We start from the raw sequence: 18,998 nt of genomic DNA, 5'->3' as shown, positions 1-18,998 counted from the left end.
CCAGAAGGCTGCCGAACGAACGCGCGAGGGAAATGGCGGCGACTATCGCCCTCGACGCCGCGCGCGGAGGGAGACGGCTTTTGCAGCAAAAGAACCACCCTTCCCGCCCCCATCACTTCGAAATGCGCAGCATCGCGGCGCGGCCTTCGACGATCAGCGAGAGCAGTTCCTCTGACGGTGGTGCAATCCCCCGCTCCAACATCGCAGCGTGAAGCTCGCGGACAGCCCTCGTGAGCTCGCTCACACTTAAAACGATGTCTGTTACGAAGTCCACGTCAGCGCGGCGCCCGAGGGAGGCCCGCCGCACGAACTCAGCCAATTCAAGGCTGCGCTGTTTTGCAGCGTCGCGCACCTTGAGCGCTTCGTCCGGGGTCCAACGGATCAGAGTCGGTACCGACCTCTTCTCGCCTTCCGAGCGCCTCTGAAATTGAGCTTTTGCCATTAATGCATTATTCCATGCTATTCGCCGTGCATCAAGGCTGTCCAGATGGATATCTCCTGTTCAGCCGCGCTGGCAGGGGATCTCTGGGTACTGAAAGCCCGGGCCTACGTTGTCCGGTGGGTCTGCTGCTTTCAAGCCAGCGCAAGGGCACGATCTGAAGGCTTAGACGGGCCAAAGGGCGCCTGCTCAAGCCATCACCAGCCCAACCCCCCCTCCTGCAGATGCGGCCTTTGAGGGCCCGCAGGCAGCGCTCGCTGGATGCCGCTCACAGCGGCAGCGCGGTCGACGCCGATGCGTCGTCGGCGCCGCCGCCCTTCCCTCGCCATCCGTGCGGCGCGGCAGTCATGCCTCCCACAGCGCCGAATGAACAGCGTTGAGCGGGAAGGCGTTCAGACCTGAACGGATTTCCGCACGCGCTCGTCAGAGCGCTCACTCCAAGGGGTGTCGGGGCGAAGCCCTGACTGTCTGCGACGGGCGCGAAGCGACCTAGCAGACCAGGACCGGGTAGAGAGCGTAGCTATCTACCTGGCATCCTGCCCTTATCGTTGTCCTCATCGATGCTGTAAATCTGAGGTGGAATTGCGGCGGAACCGAATCGCATCGCCGATTCCCTACCAGAGGTCTTGCAGCTCGTTCAAGGAGAAGACGCGAGTGCTCGTCGACGCATGAGGGCCAGATCGAACATCCCTGCGCACAAATCGTGGGGAGAAACGTTGAGCAATCGCATTGCTTAATGCACAATCGTTGCAATGAACAACGATGGCTTTGCGGCTGGTGAGATGCGGATCGTCACCAGAACCCACCCGGTGACGCGACGGACCATCAACACATCGGAGTGAATCTGTGACCGAGGTTGCGCTGAAGCAAGTCAGATCCCGGGCTGGGCCGCTGCAACGGGTCGGGGCATTTGACTTCTCGACCGCCGAGGAAGTCCTCAAGACGGCCGCGCTGCTGGTCGTCCCGGACGACCAAACGCAACGCAAGGCGTTTGAGCAGCTGGTGCCGCACTTGTACGTCTTGCGGAATAAGGGTTGCTCCTGGGCTCAACTGACGAAGCTGCTTGGAGAGTGCGGCTTCAAGTTGCAGCCGTCGACCGTGAGGTCGTACTTCACCGAGATGCTGGCCAGCCGCCTCGATGTCTGCCAATCGCGAATGAACGAGCAAATCGCGATCATGGCCGCAGTTCGCAACGAGACCGCTGGCGTCGACCTGGCGGCAATCACGAGCCGCGTGCAGTCGCACATGTTGCAGCTCAAGGAGTCGGCGCGCGCTCGCATCGACGCAGTTTTCGGGGAGGTGCCGACAGCAGTTGTCAACGCGCATCCAAGCCCCTCCGCCGCGCCCTCCCCTCCGCAGCGTCCCGCCTCTGACGTTCGGCGTCCGGTCCCAGCTACGCCCGCAACAGACGCGCCGCAAAACGACGAAAGGCCAGGCGACTACGGTCCGCTCGGACTGCCTGCGGCACCCGCCAAGCTCTCAGACCAGCCCGGCGGGCTCTCCAGCATGGTGGATGACACGACCTCATCCAAAGCGGCCCCGCAGACGCCGGCGACGCGCGCTGCGAAGCCTCGCCAGCCGCGAGCCGAGGCGCCGGCGCTGAACCCAGCCGCAGAAAGCACACCATCAGCCGCGTCAACGCTTGGCGCGGGGAGGAAAAAGGTCTGCTCGCTACACCGCGGCGTGCAGCCGCTGAAACGAAGGGAAGGCGTCCCCGCTGCCGTTTATGAAGAGGGCCAGCTGGAGCACCCGGCGATTCCTGGCCTGATGCTGACGCGTGAGCAACGTGTCTACGGCGTCGCGCTCGAATACGTGGAAGTTGACGGACCGGACCAAGGCGAGATCAAAACCGAGACGCCCGACGAAAAGCGCTTCCGCGTTGTCTGGCGGAAGACCGTGCCCATGGCTCGAACCCGGACTGCTGACTCGTTCACCAAGATGGACACATCGATCTTCAAGCAAGACTAGTTGGCACTTGCAGAATACGCACATGTGCGTATATAATCAAGTCATGGCGGCATTCAAACCATTGCGGCGCCGCCACGCAAATAGGAAGGATGAGAACGTGGGGAAATTCAAAATCCTGTTGACGGTGCGCACTTCATGCGGCTGCGTTGGTCAAGGCGTCCTCGGCACAGGCAAGTTACTGACCTGGGACGCCGATCCCGTCAACGAAACAGTGCAGGCGATCTTCAGTCGAATCGACGCCGAAACCCTCGATGTCGTGGAAATCGTCGACATGGATGGAGCCGACTGGCGCGACTTCGAAGACAGCAACGCCGAGACATCCCTCGTTGCGAATGTCGCAAATGGTCAAAACCTTGAATCTGCACTGAGTGGCGTTCCGGCCGACATCTAGGCCACAGCATGCGGAGAGAAACGATGCCCGGTCCAAAGCAGCAGGTTGCAGACTATGTCATCCCGTCGCGGCCCGATCTTGGCAGTTTTCCGTACAGCTATGCTCACGCCGTTCAGGCGCTTGCTAGGTGCCGCAACATCGACTTGGATGACGCAGAGGATACCCGCCTGATCGTTCGGGACAAAGTTCGCTGTGCAACCCACCATGGCAATGAACACTAGCCTGAGCGCTCAACAAGCCTCTCAGGCCCGCAAGGCCACAAGGCTCCTCAGCCAAGCAGTTGCGCTTTTGGAAGCATGCGGAGCAACTCTCGCCGTCGATCACATCCGAGTGGCCATGTCGGAGGCGGCTGCCGCCGCAGAGGGGCGTAAGGCTCAAGCCGCTGCGGCAAACGTGCGGAAGCGTGCCCCCCGATCGATGCCCTGCGATAGGGCCTCATTGATTCGTGAAGATGGGTCGCTGCGCCATGTGAGCTACTTGCGGCGGTCTGGCAAGCGTCCGGAGTTTGTCTCGGTCAGTTTCCGGGTGCCAGGCCTCCCTCCCCTCACGACTTCGTTCACGCTCCGCGGGCGGGACTTCAATGTCGTCTACGAAGCGGCCGTGCGCACCCTGACCGAACATCTCGGCGTGGCCGGCGACGTGGTGTTAGTCGAGGCCATGCTGTCGACCAGCACGGCGTTCAAGATCCGCTACGCACTTTGTTCTTCAGAGCAACTGCATCAACCAAGGGAGGGGCCATGAGCCGGAACACCCAGCCCGCCATCGTCGACCTCGTGAAGACAACCGCGACTCTCGCAGCATCGCACAGCCGGCTGATCGTGCAGCGGCCCAATGCGGGCGAGCCTGATGGCCTGTCCTTCTTGGTGGACTTCGGCCTACGTGGCTCCCTTGTGGTGAACGGCAAGAACTTCGACGCCTAGGCGCCTTCGATCTAACCCAGGAAAGCAAATGACCACGATCACTGTCCCATTTAGACTTTGGGCGCGGCTGTCGGACATCGTTCAGGACGTTGGCAACCACCATCCCCTGTTCGCTGGTACAGACACGGGGCGAGACCTTGACGTGCTTGGCGCTGCGATCAAGTACGGCGTCCCCATGAAGCCTGAAATGATGTTGGACTCTGTGCATGTGCGACTTCTTGATGCTGCCAAGGTGGTGATTGAGAAGCATGGCAAGGGCCGCCCAGAGCTTTCGATTGTGGAACAGAGTATCGAGACTGCAGAACATCTGTTTGGATTGTGGCGGTCGGACACAGCAATCAGCTAGGAAAAAGCTATGGACATTCAAATCGACCATTCCGAGCCGGCCTGCGGCGAGTATCTGGACCGCGCAGGGTTCATCGCCACGGAGGCCGGCGACAAGAACATGATGCGGCTGCTGGACGGAGACAGCGAGTACATCGCTACCGTGACCCGTACCGTTCTGGGCCGCGACGTTCAGGCAATGCTGAGCTATGGCAAAGAGGAGCGCGAGCTGGGCGAGAAGCTGGGCCGCGACCAGTTGCAGGAGCAGTTCCACGCCCTCCTGGCTACCCACCCCAACAGATGATGAACAACGGGAATCCGAGCGTGAGATGGTCGCGCATGCGGCGCTGGCTGGCTAGTGATTCTGCCGGACTCGTCTTTGTGGGATTGATCTGTAGCACCCTTGGCTACGCTAGCTTACGAATGGAATCAGGGGCCGGTGACCTACTTGCCTCCGCATGCGCATGCTTGACCGTGTTGGCCTTCGCCAGAGCAGCGCTGGATGCGATGTTCACCGGCGTTGAGATGCCTGTACCAGTGGATGGCGCCCCCTCCCCTGCTGGATCTGCCCTGCCGGCACCAGATCTTCAATCATCCCCGCACATAGATGACAAACCGTGAAAAGCTCAAGCAACTCCGGCAGCAACTGAACATCACCCAGACCGAGGTTGCCGAATTACTGGCCAAAATAACTCTCCGGCCGTGCACGCTTCGCACAGTGCAAGCCTGGGAAGCAGACCCGTCGCTCCCGAGCTCCCGTACGTGCCCTGATTGGGCCGTGACTATTCTCACGGATGCGGCGGGAAAGGTTGATAGCAACTCTAGATAATACGCACATGTGCGTATATCATGGGCCATATTGATTGGTGATCCATCAATCGACTCCTGAAGAAGGGAAAAGTAAAATGAAGTGCATCATCGCCATCGTCGCCACACTGGCGCTCGTCGCCTGCAACTCGTCAACTAGTCTGGACGGCATCTACAAGGCCGGAGACAGCAAAAGCACCCTCACATTCAGCGGCGACAAGGTTACGTTCAAGGACCTGCTGGGTACCAATACCCAGACGACGTATCACATCGACGGCAAGACCGTGAGCTTCCAGTTCCCCAACGGGGTGCCTGCCAGCTACACGATCAACAACGATGGATCGCTCTCGGCGCCGTTCTCCAGCGGCTACAAGAGGAACTGAAGGATGCGGCGAGCGGCGGATCACTGATCCGAGTCTTTCCTCTCCAAACATCAGGCTTCAGAAGATGGCACGACGGTTCCTCAAGTCCTGTCCGCGCGATCCCGCTGCGCACCTTCCCAGCCGCCGATTCGGCCAGCCACCAAAGTGTGATACCCAAGTCGCGCCGCGACTCTGGCGTGAGCTGCAGGCATTCTTCGTACGGCGCCAGGTCCGCCGCCTCCCGCCCTTCACCTGCATCACAGGGCCGAGTCTGTGTAGCAGCACAGGTAGGTCAGCTTTTCTGAAGAGGCTCAAAGCATCGATCTTCGAGCCTCTGTCAGATTGGCCCGCCCAACACCGTGGTGGTGGCAGACGTGGTCAACGCTTGCAAGGTGAATTTCTTCGGCGTCATTGAGTTGTTTCTGACCACCACGCTCAGTTGGCCTGCGTTGCAATCCAAGCTTCTATGAGCCGCTCCGCCGGCCGCTGAATTCATGACCGCCTGGGTTTGTGGCGAAGTTCCATAGTAGATGAGCTTGACTGATGCCGTGGCCATCTCCTGATAAGCCGAGGTCGAGGCCTGTGCACATGTGTTAGCCCAACCGGTGAAGGTCAGTGCCGTGTAGGGAGTCAGGGTGAAGTCGGCCCCAGATGAGCTCGGGCTCCCAATTGTCGCTACGGCGTCTGAATAGTTTTGCTTCCCCGACGGCATTGCCCAAACATACGAATAGACGTGTGACTCCGCACCGGCGCCCCAAAGGTCGCCTCCAACCACTGTTGCAGTGGCGTAGGAGTAGTCAATGATTGCCGTGTCCGACACCGGACCCGCAATGCCTACCCCCCAGGTGAAATTTCGGAGAGTCGATGAAGGGGATGTCTGTATGTACCGGGCGCTAGTGGAACTCCCCCGGTCCAAGACAAATGTGTATGTCAGCGCCGGCTCAATCCCGTCACCTGGGTTCAGGTCTTCCAGGATGAACTTCAGGTTCGTCAAGTCCGCTAGACCCCATGACGATTGCGCGTTCGCGATGCCCATGAAGCAGAACATGGCTCCTGCGAGAAATGTGCGATGCATCGATTGCTCCTACTTGAGTGAGTTGGGGTTCTCGATCATGCAATGCGCGTGTGGCGCCGGTTGCCTTACGACATCCTTCAGATCAATGACCAACTTGGATGGTCTGGCAGCTTGCTGTGCCTGAGCTCAGACCACATTGCATCTGCCTTGTCGTCGCCGACTTCAGGTGGTGTGTTGAGTTGGCGACCATCGAATCCATTCATCAAAAAGCGCCTCCCGGCGGGTGCACTGAGCGGAGATTTCGTGGCCGTCATTCTGGCGGGAGAGAAAGTCGACCGGGACGTAGCTCGGCCAGTTCGGCAGATGGTCCTGAAGAACACTACTTGCGCCCCGGTGCGGCTGGAGGTAGGCCTTGCGCCGAATGTGAGCTCTTTTGGGTGTGCCGAGTCCAGAGTGGCCGCTAGCCCCAAAATAGCTCACATGCTGCATCTGACTGATTGGCTACGAGCCCCCCTCACCCACGCTCTGCACGTAGCGCACTTTCAAGCAACCCCAAATCAGCTCACCTATCGAATCGAAGCTGCTTTGACTACAAAGCGGACCCGATGGGCCAATCTTTTTGCAGGGGGCTGAACGCATCCGACGTCACCGTGTCGTGCAGATTCGGCCGCATGGAAGAAGGCTACCGAAGTCACCCCCAATCTTCCTCACGGATACCCCGACACCCTTGACTTGAAGGCCTTAGTGGCGCTCTACGCTGTCTCGGAGGCAAGAAACTGCGAGATTAGCTTGATCAAGTCGTCATGTTTCGACGCATCGAGAACGCCCGGTTCAAATTCGATGACCGCCCTTCCCTTCGACCCGATCCGTAGCGCCGCAGCCTTCGCGCCGTTCGCCAGTATTGACACCCCGTCGTCTTGTTGGGCCGGTGACTTGCCAAGCAGCTGGTCCAGCACCTCGCCTGCAGAGAGCCTTCCTCGGTGAACGTGTAGAGCGCGCGCGCGCTCCAGTATTCCGTCAGGATCGCTTTGAAGCTTGTCCCCAAGGGGCTTCGCCATCCGTACCTGCAGGGACATCGGGGTTGGAAAGGCCCTAACGATGTCGTCGGGCAGCTTTGCGAGCGCGCACGCTCGTGAGATGTCAGCCTGGTTAACGCCAAGCTTTTCAGCCATCTGTCGCTGACTCGCGAAAAGCCCTTCTGAGAGACCCTTGTTGTAGTGTCGCCCTTGCTCCCATGCGCTGAGGTTCTGGCGGAGCCTGTTCTCACGGTCCATCTCAGCGAAGAGGGCCTCGTCGGTCATGCCGTCCTCTACCATCGCGAGGACAGGCAAGCCAAGTTCACTGCATCCGCGTAGGCGTCGGTGGCCAAACACCGCTTCGTATACCATGCCGCCGTCCCCGGCCGCCGCAATGCGCCGCACTTTAATCGGCTGAACATTCCCTCCGCTGCTGGCGAGTTCTGACTTGAAAGCCGCCCACGCCTCGCCGCTGAAATTCGCCTCGTCGCGGTTGGCCCACCTGCTCAAACGAATGGTGGCAGGGTCGAGTTTCTTGGTTGGCAAGTTGCCATCGTGCTCAGCTAGTGCTTGCCGAGCATCGGCGAGCTGCTGCTGAGCTTGACCTAGCCTGGCCTCCAACTCGCTGTTGCCGGCAATCGCCCCCATCACCAAGCCGACGCCGGTGCGGGGCGGAGCCGTATCGCCCGCCCCATGACGCGCCGGCGGAGTGAGCTGGGTTGGGTCAATGCTCCCTATCCGAGCTCCCAATCTGGGCCTTACGGTCTTCGCCATGTGTTCCTTACCTCTTGTGGGTGATTGACGGTCAATCACCATGGTTCGCTGGTTTGATCAAGAGTGATTGACGGTCAATCACCCCTTTGGGCCGAGCTACGCCACGCTTGACGTGTGACGAGCCCATGCGGCACGAAGGAGACCTTCCATGTGCTCTGCGAACTGATCGTACGCAGAGAGAGCCCGCTTGTAGGTTCGTGGGTCTATGGCCGTCCTCGCCGCAACGTCGTAGATCGTCCCGAAGTTCGCCGCGCTATCCTCCGCTGCTTTAGTCTCAGGAATCTCAACGGGCAACACTCTGGACTCATAGGTCTTGAGAATCCAATCCTTGATGGCCATCACCGTGTCGTCCACCGCACCCCGAGTCTTAGCACTGCCTCGCATCTTGACTTGAGTCAGCAAAACACGAATGAAGTCGAATTCCTTCGTAACTCCCCGACGTTCAACCAGGTCACCAGTCAGATCGGAAAAGAGCCGCCAGAATTGCGTCGCCGAAGCTGCGGCCAGAGCATTCGGGGGCAAGGGCATCAGAATCCCGTCTGCAGCCATGATGCTATTGATAGTCACGTATGAGAGGGAAGGCGGCGTGTCCAGCAAAATGACGTCGTACTCTTGCCGGGCACCGTCCAGCGCGACATTGAGCACATCCCAAAACTGAAACGACGGGTCGTCCTTCTGTCGCGACGGCAGGCTGAATTCCGCAGCAAAGAGAAGGGGGGCTGCCGCCACAATGTCGATACTGGACCAATAGGTGCTTCGGATCGCGGGCGAGATGCTCTGCTCGGTACCGAGGCACACCGCCAGGATCGTGTCCTCGGCACCAACCTCGGCAGTCGGGAGAACTCCGAACAGCGTGGTGAGCGATGCCTGGGGGTCGCAATCTACAACGAGCACCCGATGCCCTTTAAGCGACAGTCCCTGAGCCAGCGTCATGGTAGTAGTCGTCTTGCCTACACCTCCTTTGAAATTGGCAACGGCAATACATACTGCATCCGCACCCTCTGGCTTTAGGTACTGACTCCGGTACTCGCGGAGCCAAGCCTGTGCCTCCTCCAAGCTGAACTCGCGGCGATTGCCGCTCTCGTTGATTGAGCCCTTAGGCAGCTCATCGTCTTTCGTCAATCTGTACGAAATGGCGTTTCGGTCAACTTCGCACAGGGCTGCGAGCTGCGTGGCATTGAAGCGTGGAGCTTCCTTGCTGATGTCGGGGGCAAGCGTTTCTAGCCGCACGGCGGCCATCATGGCTTCTGCGCGATCCGCAAGGGCCATGATGTCGGAAAGAGACTCAGGCTGAAGAAGAAGTTCGCGTCGCATAGGAACTCGCGTGTGCGCCGTAATGTTGTGACGCGTCGATTGTCTTCCTAGTCCGCAGAAAAGTGCAAGGATCAGCGAAACGCTGATGAATCAAGCTCACCTGTTTGGCCGAAGCGGTGAACCGATCCCCGCTTTAGGCCTTTTTGATCTGACAAGACCAGCCCAAAGGGCTCTCTGGGGTTCTCAATCCTTTAATCCATTCAATACCTTTACGGGGCGAAAAACCCCTTTATATTCAACGAGATGGCGGCAAATGCGTGAGTGGTTTTGGGCCTACACGTGAGGAACAATGGGTGTTCTGGTGAGGTTTCTTGGGGCCATCGGTGAAGGCGCTTGGGGGCAAGCGTGAGTGCATATGGGCCGCTCAACAAGGAGCTGACCAACCCCAAAATGGCTCACGTTCCCGTCGTCCACCGAGGGAAGTCTGTTCGGAATGCACCCTCCATCGAGATTCGATGGTCGGCCTCCAACAATACGTGAGGCTGGTTGGGGTTGCTTCAACGCCACGGGGCCCGTGCCTCCCAGGTACGTGAGGCGGATTGACTCAACGTCTCTCACGTATCATTCGCAAATGCCACAGACAGACCTGTTCTCGGCCGATGCCGAGACGCGTGAACTTCGATTGCTCAAACATGTGAACGCTGTTGCGCTGATGCCCACAAAGGGCGGCGGCCGAATCACAGCTTCTGAGCGTCGACTGTTCAACGTCCTTCTGTATTGGGCACAGGACGAGGGCGAGCGGGGAGAATATTCTGCCAGGTTGCACGAGATCTTGAAGCTGGCGGAGTACAACAGCAACAACACCGCAGAGCTGAAGAAGGCGCTTAAGAACCTCATGAGAACCGTTGTCGAATGGCAAAGCCCGACAAGCGGTGAAATTGAGAACTGGGAGGCATGTGTGCTGCTCAGCGGTGCCTCGATCAAGAAGGACAAGAACACTGGCGCTGTGACGCTGCACTGGCGGTACGACAGCAAGATCCAGTCGCAACTGCTGGCACCGGACCGTTATGCGCGGCTCCTGCTTCAAGCAAGCATCCAGCTGCGAACGCACCCGGCAATGACGCTGTACGAGATCTGTGCGCGCTATGTCGACAACCCCGGACACAAGACGGCCAAGCAGCACTGGCGGTGGTGGCGGCCGGTTCTCGGCGGCGTCGCCTATGAGGAAAACTCAGGCGAATACCGTTACTGGAAGAGGGATACGTTGATCCCGGCTATTGCCGAGATCAACGCGAACACTGAGCTGGAGGTCACGGGTCCGATTGAGTACAAGGAACGTGACAACAAAACCATTTCCCTGATTCAGTTTGAGGTCAGGCTCAAAGCCCGCGCTAGACGGAATCTGGAATCCATCGAGAGATTGCCGCTTCAAAGGGTTGAGGCGCCGGATCTCCCGCTCATTGGCAAGGCCTTGGAGCTCGGCGTCGCACAGCAGGACGCCGAGCTGCTCTACGTACAACATGGGCGGGAATCCCTGACGCGCGGGATCAACGAGTTAGCAAAGCGCCTCGCTATGCCGAAAGACGTGGTCGGCGCGGTCGAGAGGCCGGGCTCTTGGTTGAAGACGATGATGAAAAATAGGGAAACTGAGCCGCAAGCGCACCTTGCTTCTCCCTCGCAGCCGTCCATTCGGCAGGGACGAGAGTTGGAGCGAAGCAAGGCTGCGCTGAAGGAAGAGTGGCTCCGCCGCAAGAAGGACGAGCTGCGCGCGCTGTTTCAGGAGCTGCCGAAGGATGAACAGTCCGTTCTGCTGCGCAACTTCCGAAACACGTTGACACTAGGGCCGCTCGTGAAGCGCTTCGATACTGCAGGATGGGACCACCGGATGGTCCGCGACACCTTCGCGAACTTTCTCGGTGAGACTTGGGAGGGCCCGTCCTGGACGGAGCCAAAAGGCGACGACATTCTGTCGCTTGCGCTCGAAGGGGCTGCGGCTGCGTGAGCTCGTCCAGGGAGCTTTTGCAGCAAAAGAGCAAAAAATGCCCGCGTGGGATTGCGAAGAGTACATTAGTCAATGTAGGATGACGGCGACCAACCATTTTCAGAGGAATCTCATGGCCGCCAAATCCAACTCGTCGCCTGTGGAGGTGAAGCTGCACACCTCCAAGTTCATCGTGGTCCATGGTGACAAGGGGGGCGTCGGCAAGTCGATGGTCGCCATGGCGATGGCGAGCTACTTGATGTCGTCTGGCGAAAAGGTCGCAATTGTTGAGGCGGACACGAGGAACCCTGACGTCGCGCGGATGTTCACAAGCAACCTGCCCGTAGCCCAGACCAACGTCCGCAGTGAGAACGGCTGGATGGACGTGATGGACTTCGTGATGAAGCATCCGGGCTACACCATCATCATGAATACGCCCGCCGGCGTCGGCGAGAACATGAAGGCCGACATGGCGTCGTTCGCCACTTTCCTGCAGAGCCAGGAGGCGGCGGTCGAAATGGAGCTCTGGTGGGTCATGAACCACCACCACGATTCGGTGAACCTGTTCAACGAGGCTTACAGGTCCTACGGGGAGCACTTCGCGAGACTTCGTGTCGTCTGCAACCTGCACTTCGGCGGAGGCGACAAGTCCGAGCATGGTCCCTTCGTCCTTTGGCACGAGAGCCCGCTGAAAGCTCAGATTGAAAAGAAGCAGGGGCTGACGGTCTACTTCCCGGGCCTTCACGTTCGCGTTGTCAGCAAGGTGCTCGATCCTCGCAAGATCATGCCCTTCCAGGACGCCGTGGATACCGTCGTCGGGGAAGTGATCGCGCTGGAGCATTCGGAGCGCTGGAAGCTGCAACAGTGGCTTGTGGACTGCCGAAAAGTCTTCGAGCCGGCGTTCGCGCAGGTCGAGAAGCTGGCCGCCTGACGAGCATGTCTCAGAAGACTGTCTGGATGGTGTCGGGCAACAAAGGGGGCGTGGGAAAGTCCCTTTTCTGCCTTGCCTTAGCGTCGGCCTTCCAGATGCGCGGCGAGCCGTTCGCTGTGTTCGACGGGGACGGCCGATCTGGCGACGTCTATTCGACTTTTCGGAGGAAGGCACCTGCGCGACAGGGGGACTTTCGAGCGCTGCGACCAGAGTCGCATCTGTGCAATCTCGACCTGGTGTACGAGAACCAGCTGCAACAGCTTTTGGCGGGAAGCCCGAACTTGATTGTCAACACACCGGACGGAGCCGACATCGTCCTGAAGAAGTGGTTCGACGCGACGCTCAGGCACACGGAGGCTGGGAACATCAATTTCCGCCTTGTCTATCTGATGTCTGACCGCCCAGACGGACTCGAAATGCTTGAAGAACTCGCTAAGAGCTTTCTGTTCCTCTATCCAGTTCGCAACCTTCATTTCGGACCCACGAAGGTTTTCGCGGCATTCAATCAGAAATACCTGCAGGGGTTCAGGGTAGTGCTCGACTTTCCGGCGCTTCGATCCGAGGAAGTGCGAATGCTATTCGACTTGCAAGCATCACCAGCACATGCCATGACCCTGAAGCGCACCAGCGGAACATACGCAATTCCGACGCTCTCCCGAGCGCGCCTGCACGCTTGGCAGCGGCGGGTCAATGAATCGATCTGGGACATGGTCGACAACCTTGACATGCCGAACCTTGAGGTCGACAGATGGTGACGGGGGCGCAAAACCACATCGCGAGGGTCATCTCGCATTACTGGGTTCGTCATGCCGACCAACCTGTCTTTCACGCATATGGCTCTGTGCGCCCAGGCGCGACGTCGTTCTGCGGCGAGGGCCGCCCGTTCGCCAGTGTTCGAGAAATGGACATCCCGGGCTATCGCTCGATTTGCTGTTCTCGGTGCTGCGAGTGGCTCTATGGGCCCGTCGTTGCCGGGCGTCGGCAGGAATAGGGGGAGCAGACATGGCGCTAAGCCTCATATCCGCCGTGGAGGCACTCAAGAAGTCTCCGCTGACCTCCGACGAGGTCGCGACTCTTCAGGGGTACCAGAAGCAATTCGACCTGGATGACGATGACCCGATTAACGTCGTCCTGGCGTTGATGGCACGCAGCCAGATGATCGTGGAAACGGCCCCTGGACTTTTGCAGCAAAAGGTGACCGAAACGATTGAGCTGCATCGCACCAATCTACGCGAGCAAGCGGTCCTGATCGCCAAAGATCTTGTCGGCGAAGTGTCGACGGCAATGGTGACCAAACAGAAGAGCCTGATGGACGTTTGGCGGCAGCGGACCCTTTGGTTCGCCGCGGGGTCGGTCACGACGCTCGTTCTGATGGCACTGATCCTCCTTGGACTCAAGCTGCTTCGCTGAGTCGATTTCACTTCAGATCGGATACACATGTCCAAACACGAGCATCCTTGGGTTCAGGACTTCGCTGCGTACGAGGCAGTTCTCTGCTGCACAAATGAAGTACACGCGTGGGATCAGCAGGCGACGCTGCGCGCGTTCCAGACCTATGGCTTCGACGACGCGAGCACGCCCGGAAACGACCAGTCCTTCAAGCACTACGACACCGGCGTGATGTTGCTGCACGACGGCGATGTTGTCGCGATCCAGTACGGCGGCGGCAACCTTACGTTAGCGCTCGCCGATCTTTTCATGGTCCTGCATGCGCTGGGATGGCAAAAGGCCGAAGTGTTCCATCCTGCCCTGACGATGGGCGCCCTCTTGACCGACATGGGGCGAGCGATCCCGGCCCATCTGGATTTCGATGTATTCCCCTCCAAGTCGGGGCCTGAGGCGAATAGGCTACCTGAGGCTGACGCGTTGATCGAGAAGGGCCGGGGGCTCCTCCAGGCGGTGGCAGGAAGTGACAGAGAGGTCGAAGAGTTCAACGAAATAGCCCTCGGTGAATTGGAGTCGATGGACCCCGACCAGGCTGAAGGTTCGTTCGGCGCGTTGCCATCGGGAGTCCCCGAACGATCGCAGGTGGCCGCGGTGGCACCCGTCCGCGCCCAGGCGCCCGTCTTCCTGGAGGACGAATTTGAACCGATGGTGCCCGTGCTGGGTGAGCGCGGCAGTGCGACCGATACCCAACCTAGCGTGCGATCGCCCTTCGATCGAGAGCGCGCGCCGATGGACTTGGCCGGTCAGGATCTGACCGAAGAATCGCCGGCAGGGGTGGACGTCGCGGCCGTGGTGCCCCCGGCAAGGGTCGGCGTTGCTCGCGATCAGCCCGTCTGGGCTTCATTGGTCGAGAGCGTGGCTGCGGCCGACCGAGTCGAGATGCCTGCGAGGGTCGCTGAGCCTGCGGTGCCACTCGACCCGTCACCCGACGAGTTGCCGTCGATCGCAATGCCGTCCCACGTCGTTTTGCGCATCGGACAGTCGGCGCTCATCTTTGACGAGCCCGGCAAGGCGATTGATCAACAACGTGTGCGGGAAGTGGCAACCGATCTCGGAGCCGCCGATGTTCTCGACATCTGGCCCGGCGCGATTCGGCAGGCGGCGCGATGGGATGTCCTCGGTGAGTTACACGTCGCTTCGCCGTGGTTCGCCGAACTGCTGGCTGACGCCATCCTGCCTGGGGATGCGGGTTTCGGCTCCTGTCTTGCCGCAGACATGACCAACATGGTTCGCATGGGCGGTTCGCGCCAACTCCGTGACTTGGTGGCTAACGTGTTGGAAGGGGAGGGCGCAGCAAGCCGATACCTGAGTCCTGGGATGGTTGCCGAGTATCGGGCCGCGGTCCTCAAGACCCTTGGCGGCGTCTTCCTTGCGAACAATGGCGACGGGTTCGTGGATCTACCGGTCCTCTCCGAAGAGCTTGATCAACTGCCGCACGGCGATCCGGTCGACGTGTTCAGCGTGCGGACGCTGAGTGAGTCCGCGGTGCCGAAGGTCTATGTCATTCATCGCGATGCTGTTGATGGGCGGTTCGTGTCGACGCTGGTAGCGTTGCTTCAACACGTTGCTGGTGTGTACGCGCGAAGCAACCGCGCGCAGAAGCAGGCCCAGGCGATCGAGGCAGAGCGCCTGCGACATAAGGAAGCCAAACGCGCAGCGCGGGAGCGCGAAGAGCAACGTCTCCGCGCCGCCGCGACCATCCGCGAAACGATGGCGGGCCTTGCCGGCCAGCTGCGCGATTTGGGCGTTGAAGTCGCGATCTCGGGCGCCTGATGTCTCATGGACGATATCGTCGAGGCGATTGATCTGTGCCTGTCGATCGCTCAGAAGCTGCTTGGCGGCCTGTCAGTCCAGGGCGACGGGTTGTCGGGGCCTGCGCCCGAAGCCTGCCAGCGATTCCAATGGGTTGAGAGGCAAGTTCTTTCGCTGCTGAATAAACTCGCGTCGTTGCAGGCCGACTTGGCCGCAGGCCTTGGCTTCACTGAGATGGGCTACAGCGATCCCCAGGAGCTGCAAGACATGCTGAACGACATGATGGCGCAGATCCAGCAGTTGAAGGCCCTGAGCGTTTCGGTGGCCTTGGACCTGAGTCGCTAATGCGGAATCGATTTCTATACGAACTCGATCGGCCGCGCATCAAAAAAGCCAGCGCTCCGGCGGTCACCCGTTTCCGGTTGGCCTGGTTCAACAATCAATCACTCACTCAAAGTGACCGAAACCGTCAGGCAGCGCCAATTCATCGTCGCGGTCAAAGGTGACGACCAGGACACGCTCGTCACGGAGAACATCTGGACGTGCATGGGATTTGCTGGTATCGACATCGAACGAAACATCGTGTTCCTGTGCCACCTGGATACCTTCGTCTGCTGCGGAGCTTTGCCCGACTTGGTCACTGAGATTCGCAAGCGAGGCGGTGACCCGGCGAAGTTTGACCTGTACACCATCGCCGGCGTCCATCCATTCTTCGGGTGGGGCTGCTTGGCGGCGGGCCTTGTGCTCGCCTTGGTGCCGCCTCACGAACTGTTCGCAGCGGCTCTTCTGACGTGTTTAGGAGGGTTCTTGAGTTCGACGCGACTCGCCTTCTGGTGGTGGATGCGCCGGATGGGCGTCTTCCCGCGGAAGCGCAAGGCTCTTTGGTCTTGGAAGGGCCTGAGCTTCTTCTTCCGAAGTGGCGTCACAGTGAGCGCAAACCCGGCTGGCATATCGAAGGTTCGGACGTACGTCCACCCGAAACCCCGCCCAGGCAATGGCCCGCTGCCCGGTATCGGCTTGCGCATGAGGAACGGCAGGGTCAAGTCATGACCCCCGCTCGGCCTGGCGCCTCGTACCTCATTGCGCGCCTCTTCGGGCTAATGGTCGCGCTGGGCTGCTCTTCTACGCCGGTCAGAGCTGCTTCGTATGCGCCGAAGCTGCTGCGCGCCACCGTCGTCTACGTCGATGACGGCGATACCGTGGTCATTCTCGACACCGAGCATGTCCATCACCGGGTGAGGCTCGCATCTATCGACGCACCCGAAGTCGCCCACACGAGCCACGAGACAGGGCGCATTGGCCAGCCGTTTGCCAGTCGCTCGAAGGAATTCCTGGCGCGGTTGGTGCGCGGCGCGATGGTGGTCGCAACCTGCCCGGACGTGGACCGGGATGGGAGGCTTGTCTGCGATCTCGCGATAGAGGGCGCGTCTGCCAATCGGGCAATGGTGCGAGCTGGCCTGGCCTGGGCGAATACGGCTGACCGTGGGCGCTACTTGCGCGACCTCTCAATGCTGCAGCTTCAATCCGAAGCGCGAGCCGCTCGCGCTGGACTCTGGAATGACCCAAATCCTGTAGCGCCGTGGGAATGGCGAAGGAGGTGCTGGAAAGAGGGGCAGTGCGATCCCAGCAGTATGAGCAGAAAGTAGCGTGAGCCAACGACTTGAAGAATTCGCCACCGTTGCCGACCACTCTTCGGGTCCCATGGTTCTGGCCAACCAGGTGCGCAGCTGCTCAAGTGCTCGTGTCCCGGCTATGCCGCACCACGTAGGGCGTGAGGGCGTAGTGCCCTTGGATCGTCTGGTCGCTGATGCCCAGGCCCGCCTTTGGGTTCAGCTGCAGGGTTGCAGACCTGCCCAAGGTCTCTATCCCAGAACTGGCTAGGAAAATCGAAAGCAATTAAATAAGAACTACGAGGTTTTGCAGCAAAAGGAGCTGGTCTCGAAGCCAGATCGCGTGACAACGATAGTTGGCGGACTACTACAGTAACAATTCATACCATGGCGGCCCCCACTCGGGCCGCTATGAAAAATGACCCCCTCAATTCAGTGTTCGGCGCAACGCTGGCACGTCTCCGTAAAGAGCGCGGCTGGACCCAGGAAGAATTCGGCTTCGAGTGCAGCCTTTCACGCCAATTTGTGTCTCAGCTTGAGAGGGGCATCAGTTCGCCATCGCTTTCGACGATCTCGCAGCTGGCCGGAGGGCTGAAGGTCACGGAAGAGCATCTGGTCAAGTTGGTGTTCGACAAAGTGCGCGCCAGCGCTGACGCTTCGCCAGGCGCCGGCGATTGAGCAATTGGTCACGTAGCTGAGCGAGCGGAGTCCGCCCGGCCGTGTAAAGTCTTTGTGGTCCGGGCGCGAGCTGCGCCTGTTAAAGCACTACGACCAACCATTTAATTGACATGCTTGACGATACGCACATGTGCGTATACGATGGAAGCATCGAACGGCGCAATCGGCTGCCGGCAAATTCAGCAACTGGAACCATGAAATCATGAGCATTCATCGTCTTGCCCTCATCGCCCCTTTGTTCGCCGTGGTTGCCGCCTGCGGCGGTGGAGGTGGTTCCGACACAGGGGCAGGCGCGCCCCCGGCTCCGCCGCCGCCCGCGCCGGCACCTGCACCGAGCGCACCGGAAGGCACCACACAAGCTACGCCGACCTATGCTTCGGGCAGCGTCCAGGATTCGATCCTGACCCAGGTCAACAGCCTGCGCACTCAATGCGGCTTCCCGGTGCTGTCGCAGAACACAATCCTCGACGCTGCGGCACAGGCCCATACGGACTACCAAGTCGCCAACGGATTCGCCATCACAGACGAGGAGGTCGCAGGGAATCCGGGTTTCACCGGCGTCACCGCCAATGATCGCGCGATCGCGAAGGGCTGGCCGAGCGGCCTGTACGCGGCGACGCAGAACGCAGGCATCATCAACGACAACCTCACCACGGGCGCCCAGTACGGCGCGGCGACAGTTCAGGCCTGGGTAACCGGCGTCTACCACCAAACGGCGGTGACTTGGCTGGCCAACGTTGTGGGCATCGGCAATAGCTCGGGCATCTACAGTGGATTCAAAACCGAAATTTCGGGCCTTGTCTTTTCCAGTGATGGCTCGGGTACCGACAAGCTCGCAGCGAGCCAGGTACCGGCAACCTTCCCATGTGAGGGGGTGACGGGCATTCCGTCCTTCGGTGCGGGCGAATCGCCGATGCCTCCGGTCTTCGAGACGGTGCATACCGTAAGCGGTGACATTCAACGCTGGGGCACCCCGGTCACCGTCCAAGGAAACGCCAGTGACGTCGTGCAGCTATCGACAGGCACCTACACGGCCCCCGACGGTACTGTGATCCAGCTCAACCAAGTCACTGCCGCCAATGACCCGAACAAGTTGACACCGGCTAGTAAGGTGGTCGCCTATCCGACGAACGCGCTTGCCGCTAACACGACGTACACCGTCGACCTGTCGGGCACCATCAACGGCACCGCGTTCGGCAAGCACTTCACCTTTACCACCGGAAACTGACTGAGACCGCCGACGTTTAAAGTAAGGTGGCCCTGGTGGGCCATTCTTATTTCGCCTCGCCCTGTCCGACTCCTGGGGTGAGTAGGAAAATCCGACGGCGGG

21 protein-coding genes are annotated in these 18,998 nt (G+C 59.9%); 17 read left to right on the top strand and 4 right to left on the bottom strand.

The features are described from left to right. Positions 1-112 precede the first annotated feature (112 nt). Positions 113-442, bottom strand: coding sequence for a plasmid mobilization protein (locus AC3WR5_RS30160; RefSeq protein ID WP_492489295.1), 330 nt, complete (start codon positions 440-442; stop codon positions 113-115). An 843-nt stretch (positions 443-1,285) separates the two neighbouring features. Here AC3WR5_RS30160 and AC3WR5_RS30155 point away from each other — a divergent pair. From AC3WR5_RS30155 to AC3WR5_RS30125, 7 genes are all read left to right on the top strand, one after another. Continuing rightward, positions 1,286-2,407: a hypothetical protein gene (locus AC3WR5_RS30155; protein ID WP_492489293.1), complete on the top strand. Its 1,122-nt coding sequence runs from the start codon at positions 1,286-1,288 to the stop codon at positions 2,405-2,407. A gap of 43 nt (positions 2,408-2,450) precedes the next feature. Then, complete coding sequence (locus AC3WR5_RS30150; RefSeq protein WP_492489291.1) at positions 2,451-2,798, top strand: hypothetical protein; 348 nt, start codon at positions 2,451-2,453, stop codon at positions 2,796-2,798. A gap of 438 nt (positions 2,799-3,236) precedes the next feature. Next, positions 3,237-3,539, top strand: a complete 303-nt coding sequence (locus tag AC3WR5_RS30145; RefSeq protein WP_492489289.1) for a hypothetical protein — start codon at positions 3,237-3,239, stop codon at positions 3,537-3,539. Then, complete coding sequence (locus tag AC3WR5_RS30140; protein ID WP_492489287.1) at positions 3,536-3,718, top strand: hypothetical protein; 183 nt, start codon at positions 3,536-3,538, stop codon at positions 3,716-3,718. The genes AC3WR5_RS30145 and AC3WR5_RS30140 overlap by 4 nt, the downstream gene beginning before the upstream one ends. Before the next feature lie 28 nt (positions 3,719-3,746). Then, complete coding sequence (locus AC3WR5_RS30135) at positions 3,747-4,064, top strand: hypothetical protein (protein WP_492489286.1); 318 nt, start codon at positions 3,747-3,749, stop codon at positions 4,062-4,064. Positions 4,065-4,073: 9 nt separating this feature from the next. Next, on the top strand, positions 4,074-4,346 hold the full coding sequence (locus AC3WR5_RS30130; RefSeq protein WP_492489284.1) for a hypothetical protein: 273 nt from the start codon (positions 4,074-4,076) through the stop codon (positions 4,344-4,346). A gap of 601 nt (positions 4,347-4,947) precedes the next feature. Beyond that, entirely contained in the window at positions 4,948-5,232 is a 285-nt protein-coding gene (locus tag AC3WR5_RS30125) for a hypothetical protein (protein WP_492489282.1), read from the top strand. 316 nt (positions 5,233-5,548) lie between these two features. On the opposite strand, the gene AC3WR5_RS30120 is transcribed toward AC3WR5_RS30125, so the two are convergent. The 3 genes from AC3WR5_RS30120 to AC3WR5_RS30110 form a co-directional block, all read right to left on the bottom strand. After that, the gene (locus tag AC3WR5_RS30120) at positions 5,549-6,286 is read right to left on the bottom strand and encodes a hypothetical protein (RefSeq protein ID WP_492489281.1); all 738 of its coding nucleotides are present in this window, start codon (positions 6,284-6,286) and stop codon (positions 5,549-5,551) included. A gap of 692 nt (positions 6,287-6,978) precedes the next feature. Continuing rightward, a complete protein-coding gene (locus AC3WR5_RS30115; protein ID WP_492489279.1) occupies positions 6,979-8,016 on the bottom strand; it encodes a ParB/RepB/Spo0J family partition protein in 1,038 nt (345 codons plus the stop codon). A gap of 96 nt (positions 8,017-8,112) precedes the next feature. Further along, positions 8,113-9,330 carry a ParA family protein gene (locus AC3WR5_RS30110; RefSeq protein WP_492489278.1) on the bottom strand — a complete coding sequence of 406 codons (1,218 nt, stop codon included), beginning with the start codon at positions 9,328-9,330 and terminating at the stop codon, positions 8,113-8,115. Positions 9,331-9,901: 571 nt separating this feature from the next. Between AC3WR5_RS30110 and AC3WR5_RS30105 the strand changes: the two genes are divergently transcribed. From AC3WR5_RS30105 to AC3WR5_RS30060, 10 genes are all read left to right on the top strand, one after another. Next, positions 9,902-11,272: a RepB family plasmid replication initiator protein gene (locus AC3WR5_RS30105; RefSeq protein WP_492489277.1), complete on the top strand. Its 1,371-nt coding sequence runs from the start codon at positions 9,902-9,904 to the stop codon at positions 11,270-11,272. Positions 11,273-11,384: 112 nt separating this feature from the next. Then, the gene (locus tag AC3WR5_RS30100) at positions 11,385-12,182 is read left to right on the top strand and encodes a P-loop NTPase (RefSeq protein ID WP_492489275.1); all 798 of its coding nucleotides are present in this window, start codon (positions 11,385-11,387) and stop codon (positions 12,180-12,182) included. A 5-nt stretch (positions 12,183-12,187) separates the two neighbouring features. After that, complete coding sequence (locus AC3WR5_RS30095) at positions 12,188-12,937, top strand: nucleotide-binding protein (protein ID WP_492489273.1); 750 nt, start codon at positions 12,188-12,190, stop codon at positions 12,935-12,937. A 247-nt stretch (positions 12,938-13,184) separates the two neighbouring features. Next, positions 13,185-13,592, top strand: a complete 408-nt coding sequence (locus tag AC3WR5_RS30090) for a hypothetical protein (protein WP_492489271.1) — start codon at positions 13,185-13,187, stop codon at positions 13,590-13,592. Positions 13,593-13,619: 27 nt separating this feature from the next. Next, positions 13,620-15,401, top strand: a complete 1,782-nt coding sequence (locus AC3WR5_RS30085; RefSeq protein WP_492489269.1) for a hypothetical protein — start codon at positions 13,620-13,622, stop codon at positions 15,399-15,401. 6 nt (positions 15,402-15,407) lie between these two features. Beyond that, positions 15,408-15,725: a hypothetical protein gene (locus tag AC3WR5_RS30080; RefSeq protein WP_492489267.1), complete on the top strand. Its 318-nt coding sequence runs from the start codon at positions 15,408-15,410 to the stop codon at positions 15,723-15,725. Between the two features lie 111 nt (positions 15,726-15,836). Next, positions 15,837-16,430, top strand: coding sequence for a hypothetical protein (locus AC3WR5_RS30075; RefSeq protein WP_492489265.1), 594 nt, complete (start codon positions 15,837-15,839; stop codon positions 16,428-16,430). After that, a complete protein-coding gene (locus AC3WR5_RS30070) occupies positions 16,427-17,026 on the top strand; it encodes a thermonuclease family protein (RefSeq protein WP_492489263.1) in 600 nt (199 codons plus the stop codon). The genes AC3WR5_RS30075 and AC3WR5_RS30070 overlap by 4 nt, the downstream gene beginning before the upstream one ends. Positions 17,027-17,401: 375 nt before the next feature. Beyond that, positions 17,402-17,668 carry a helix-turn-helix domain-containing protein gene (locus AC3WR5_RS30065; RefSeq protein WP_492489261.1) on the top strand — a complete coding sequence of 89 codons (267 nt, stop codon included), beginning with the start codon at positions 17,402-17,404 and terminating at the stop codon, positions 17,666-17,668. A 202-nt stretch (positions 17,669-17,870) separates the two neighbouring features. Beyond that, complete coding sequence (locus tag AC3WR5_RS30060; protein WP_492489259.1) at positions 17,871-18,896, top strand: CAP domain-containing protein; 1,026 nt, start codon at positions 17,871-17,873, stop codon at positions 18,894-18,896. Positions 18,897-18,998 lie beyond the last annotated feature (102 nt).

The sequence above is a fragment of the Ideonella sp. FW305-24 genome, from assembly GCF_058788035.1.
This window is presented reverse-complemented; position numbering and strand designations above follow the sequence as displayed.

Coding starts and splice junctions, on each gene's coding strand:
- AC3WR5_RS30160 (WP_492489295.1), bottom strand. CDS start 442: ATGGCAAAAGCTCAATTTCAGAGGCGCTCGGAAGGCGAGAAGAGGTCG.
- AC3WR5_RS30150 (WP_492489291.1), top strand. CDS start 2,451: ATGGCGGCATTCAAACCATTGCGGCGCCGCCACGCAAATAGGAAGGAT.
- AC3WR5_RS30140 (WP_492489287.1), top strand. CDS start 3,536: ATGAGCCGGAACACCCAGCCCGCCATCGTCGACCTCGTGAAGACAACC.
- AC3WR5_RS30135 (WP_492489286.1), top strand. CDS start 3,747: ATGACCACGATCACTGTCCCATTTAGACTTTGGGCGCGGCTGTCGGAC.
- AC3WR5_RS30130 (WP_492489284.1), top strand. CDS start 4,074: ATGGACATTCAAATCGACCATTCCGAGCCGGCCTGCGGCGAGTATCTG.
- AC3WR5_RS30125 (WP_492489282.1), top strand. CDS start 4,948: ATGAAGTGCATCATCGCCATCGTCGCCACACTGGCGCTCGTCGCCTGC.
- AC3WR5_RS30120 (WP_492489281.1), bottom strand. CDS start 6,286: ATGCATCGCACATTTCTCGCAGGAGCCATGTTCTGCTTCATGGGCATC.
- AC3WR5_RS30115 (WP_492489279.1), bottom strand. CDS start 8,016: ATGGCGAAGACCGTAAGGCCCAGATTGGGAGCTCGGATAGGGAGCATT.
- AC3WR5_RS30110 (WP_492489278.1), bottom strand. CDS start 9,330: ATGCGACGCGAACTTCTTCTTCAGCCTGAGTCTCTTTCCGACATCATG.
- AC3WR5_RS30105 (WP_492489277.1), top strand. CDS start 9,902: ATGCCACAGACAGACCTGTTCTCGGCCGATGCCGAGACGCGTGAACTT.
- AC3WR5_RS30100 (WP_492489275.1), top strand. CDS start 11,385: ATGGCCGCCAAATCCAACTCGTCGCCTGTGGAGGTGAAGCTGCACACC.
- AC3WR5_RS30095 (WP_492489273.1), top strand. CDS start 12,188: ATGTCTCAGAAGACTGTCTGGATGGTGTCGGGCAACAAAGGGGGCGTG.
- AC3WR5_RS30090 (WP_492489271.1), top strand. CDS start 13,185: ATGGCGCTAAGCCTCATATCCGCCGTGGAGGCACTCAAGAAGTCTCCG.
- AC3WR5_RS30085 (WP_492489269.1), top strand. CDS start 13,620: ATGTCCAAACACGAGCATCCTTGGGTTCAGGACTTCGCTGCGTACGAG.
- AC3WR5_RS30080 (WP_492489267.1), top strand. CDS start 15,408: ATGGACGATATCGTCGAGGCGATTGATCTGTGCCTGTCGATCGCTCAG.
- AC3WR5_RS30070 (WP_492489263.1), top strand. CDS start 16,427: ATGACCCCCGCTCGGCCTGGCGCCTCGTACCTCATTGCGCGCCTCTTC.
- AC3WR5_RS30065 (WP_492489261.1), top strand. CDS start 17,402: ATGAAAAATGACCCCCTCAATTCAGTGTTCGGCGCAACGCTGGCACGT.
- AC3WR5_RS30060 (WP_492489259.1), top strand. CDS start 17,871: ATGAGCATTCATCGTCTTGCCCTCATCGCCCCTTTGTTCGCCGTGGTT.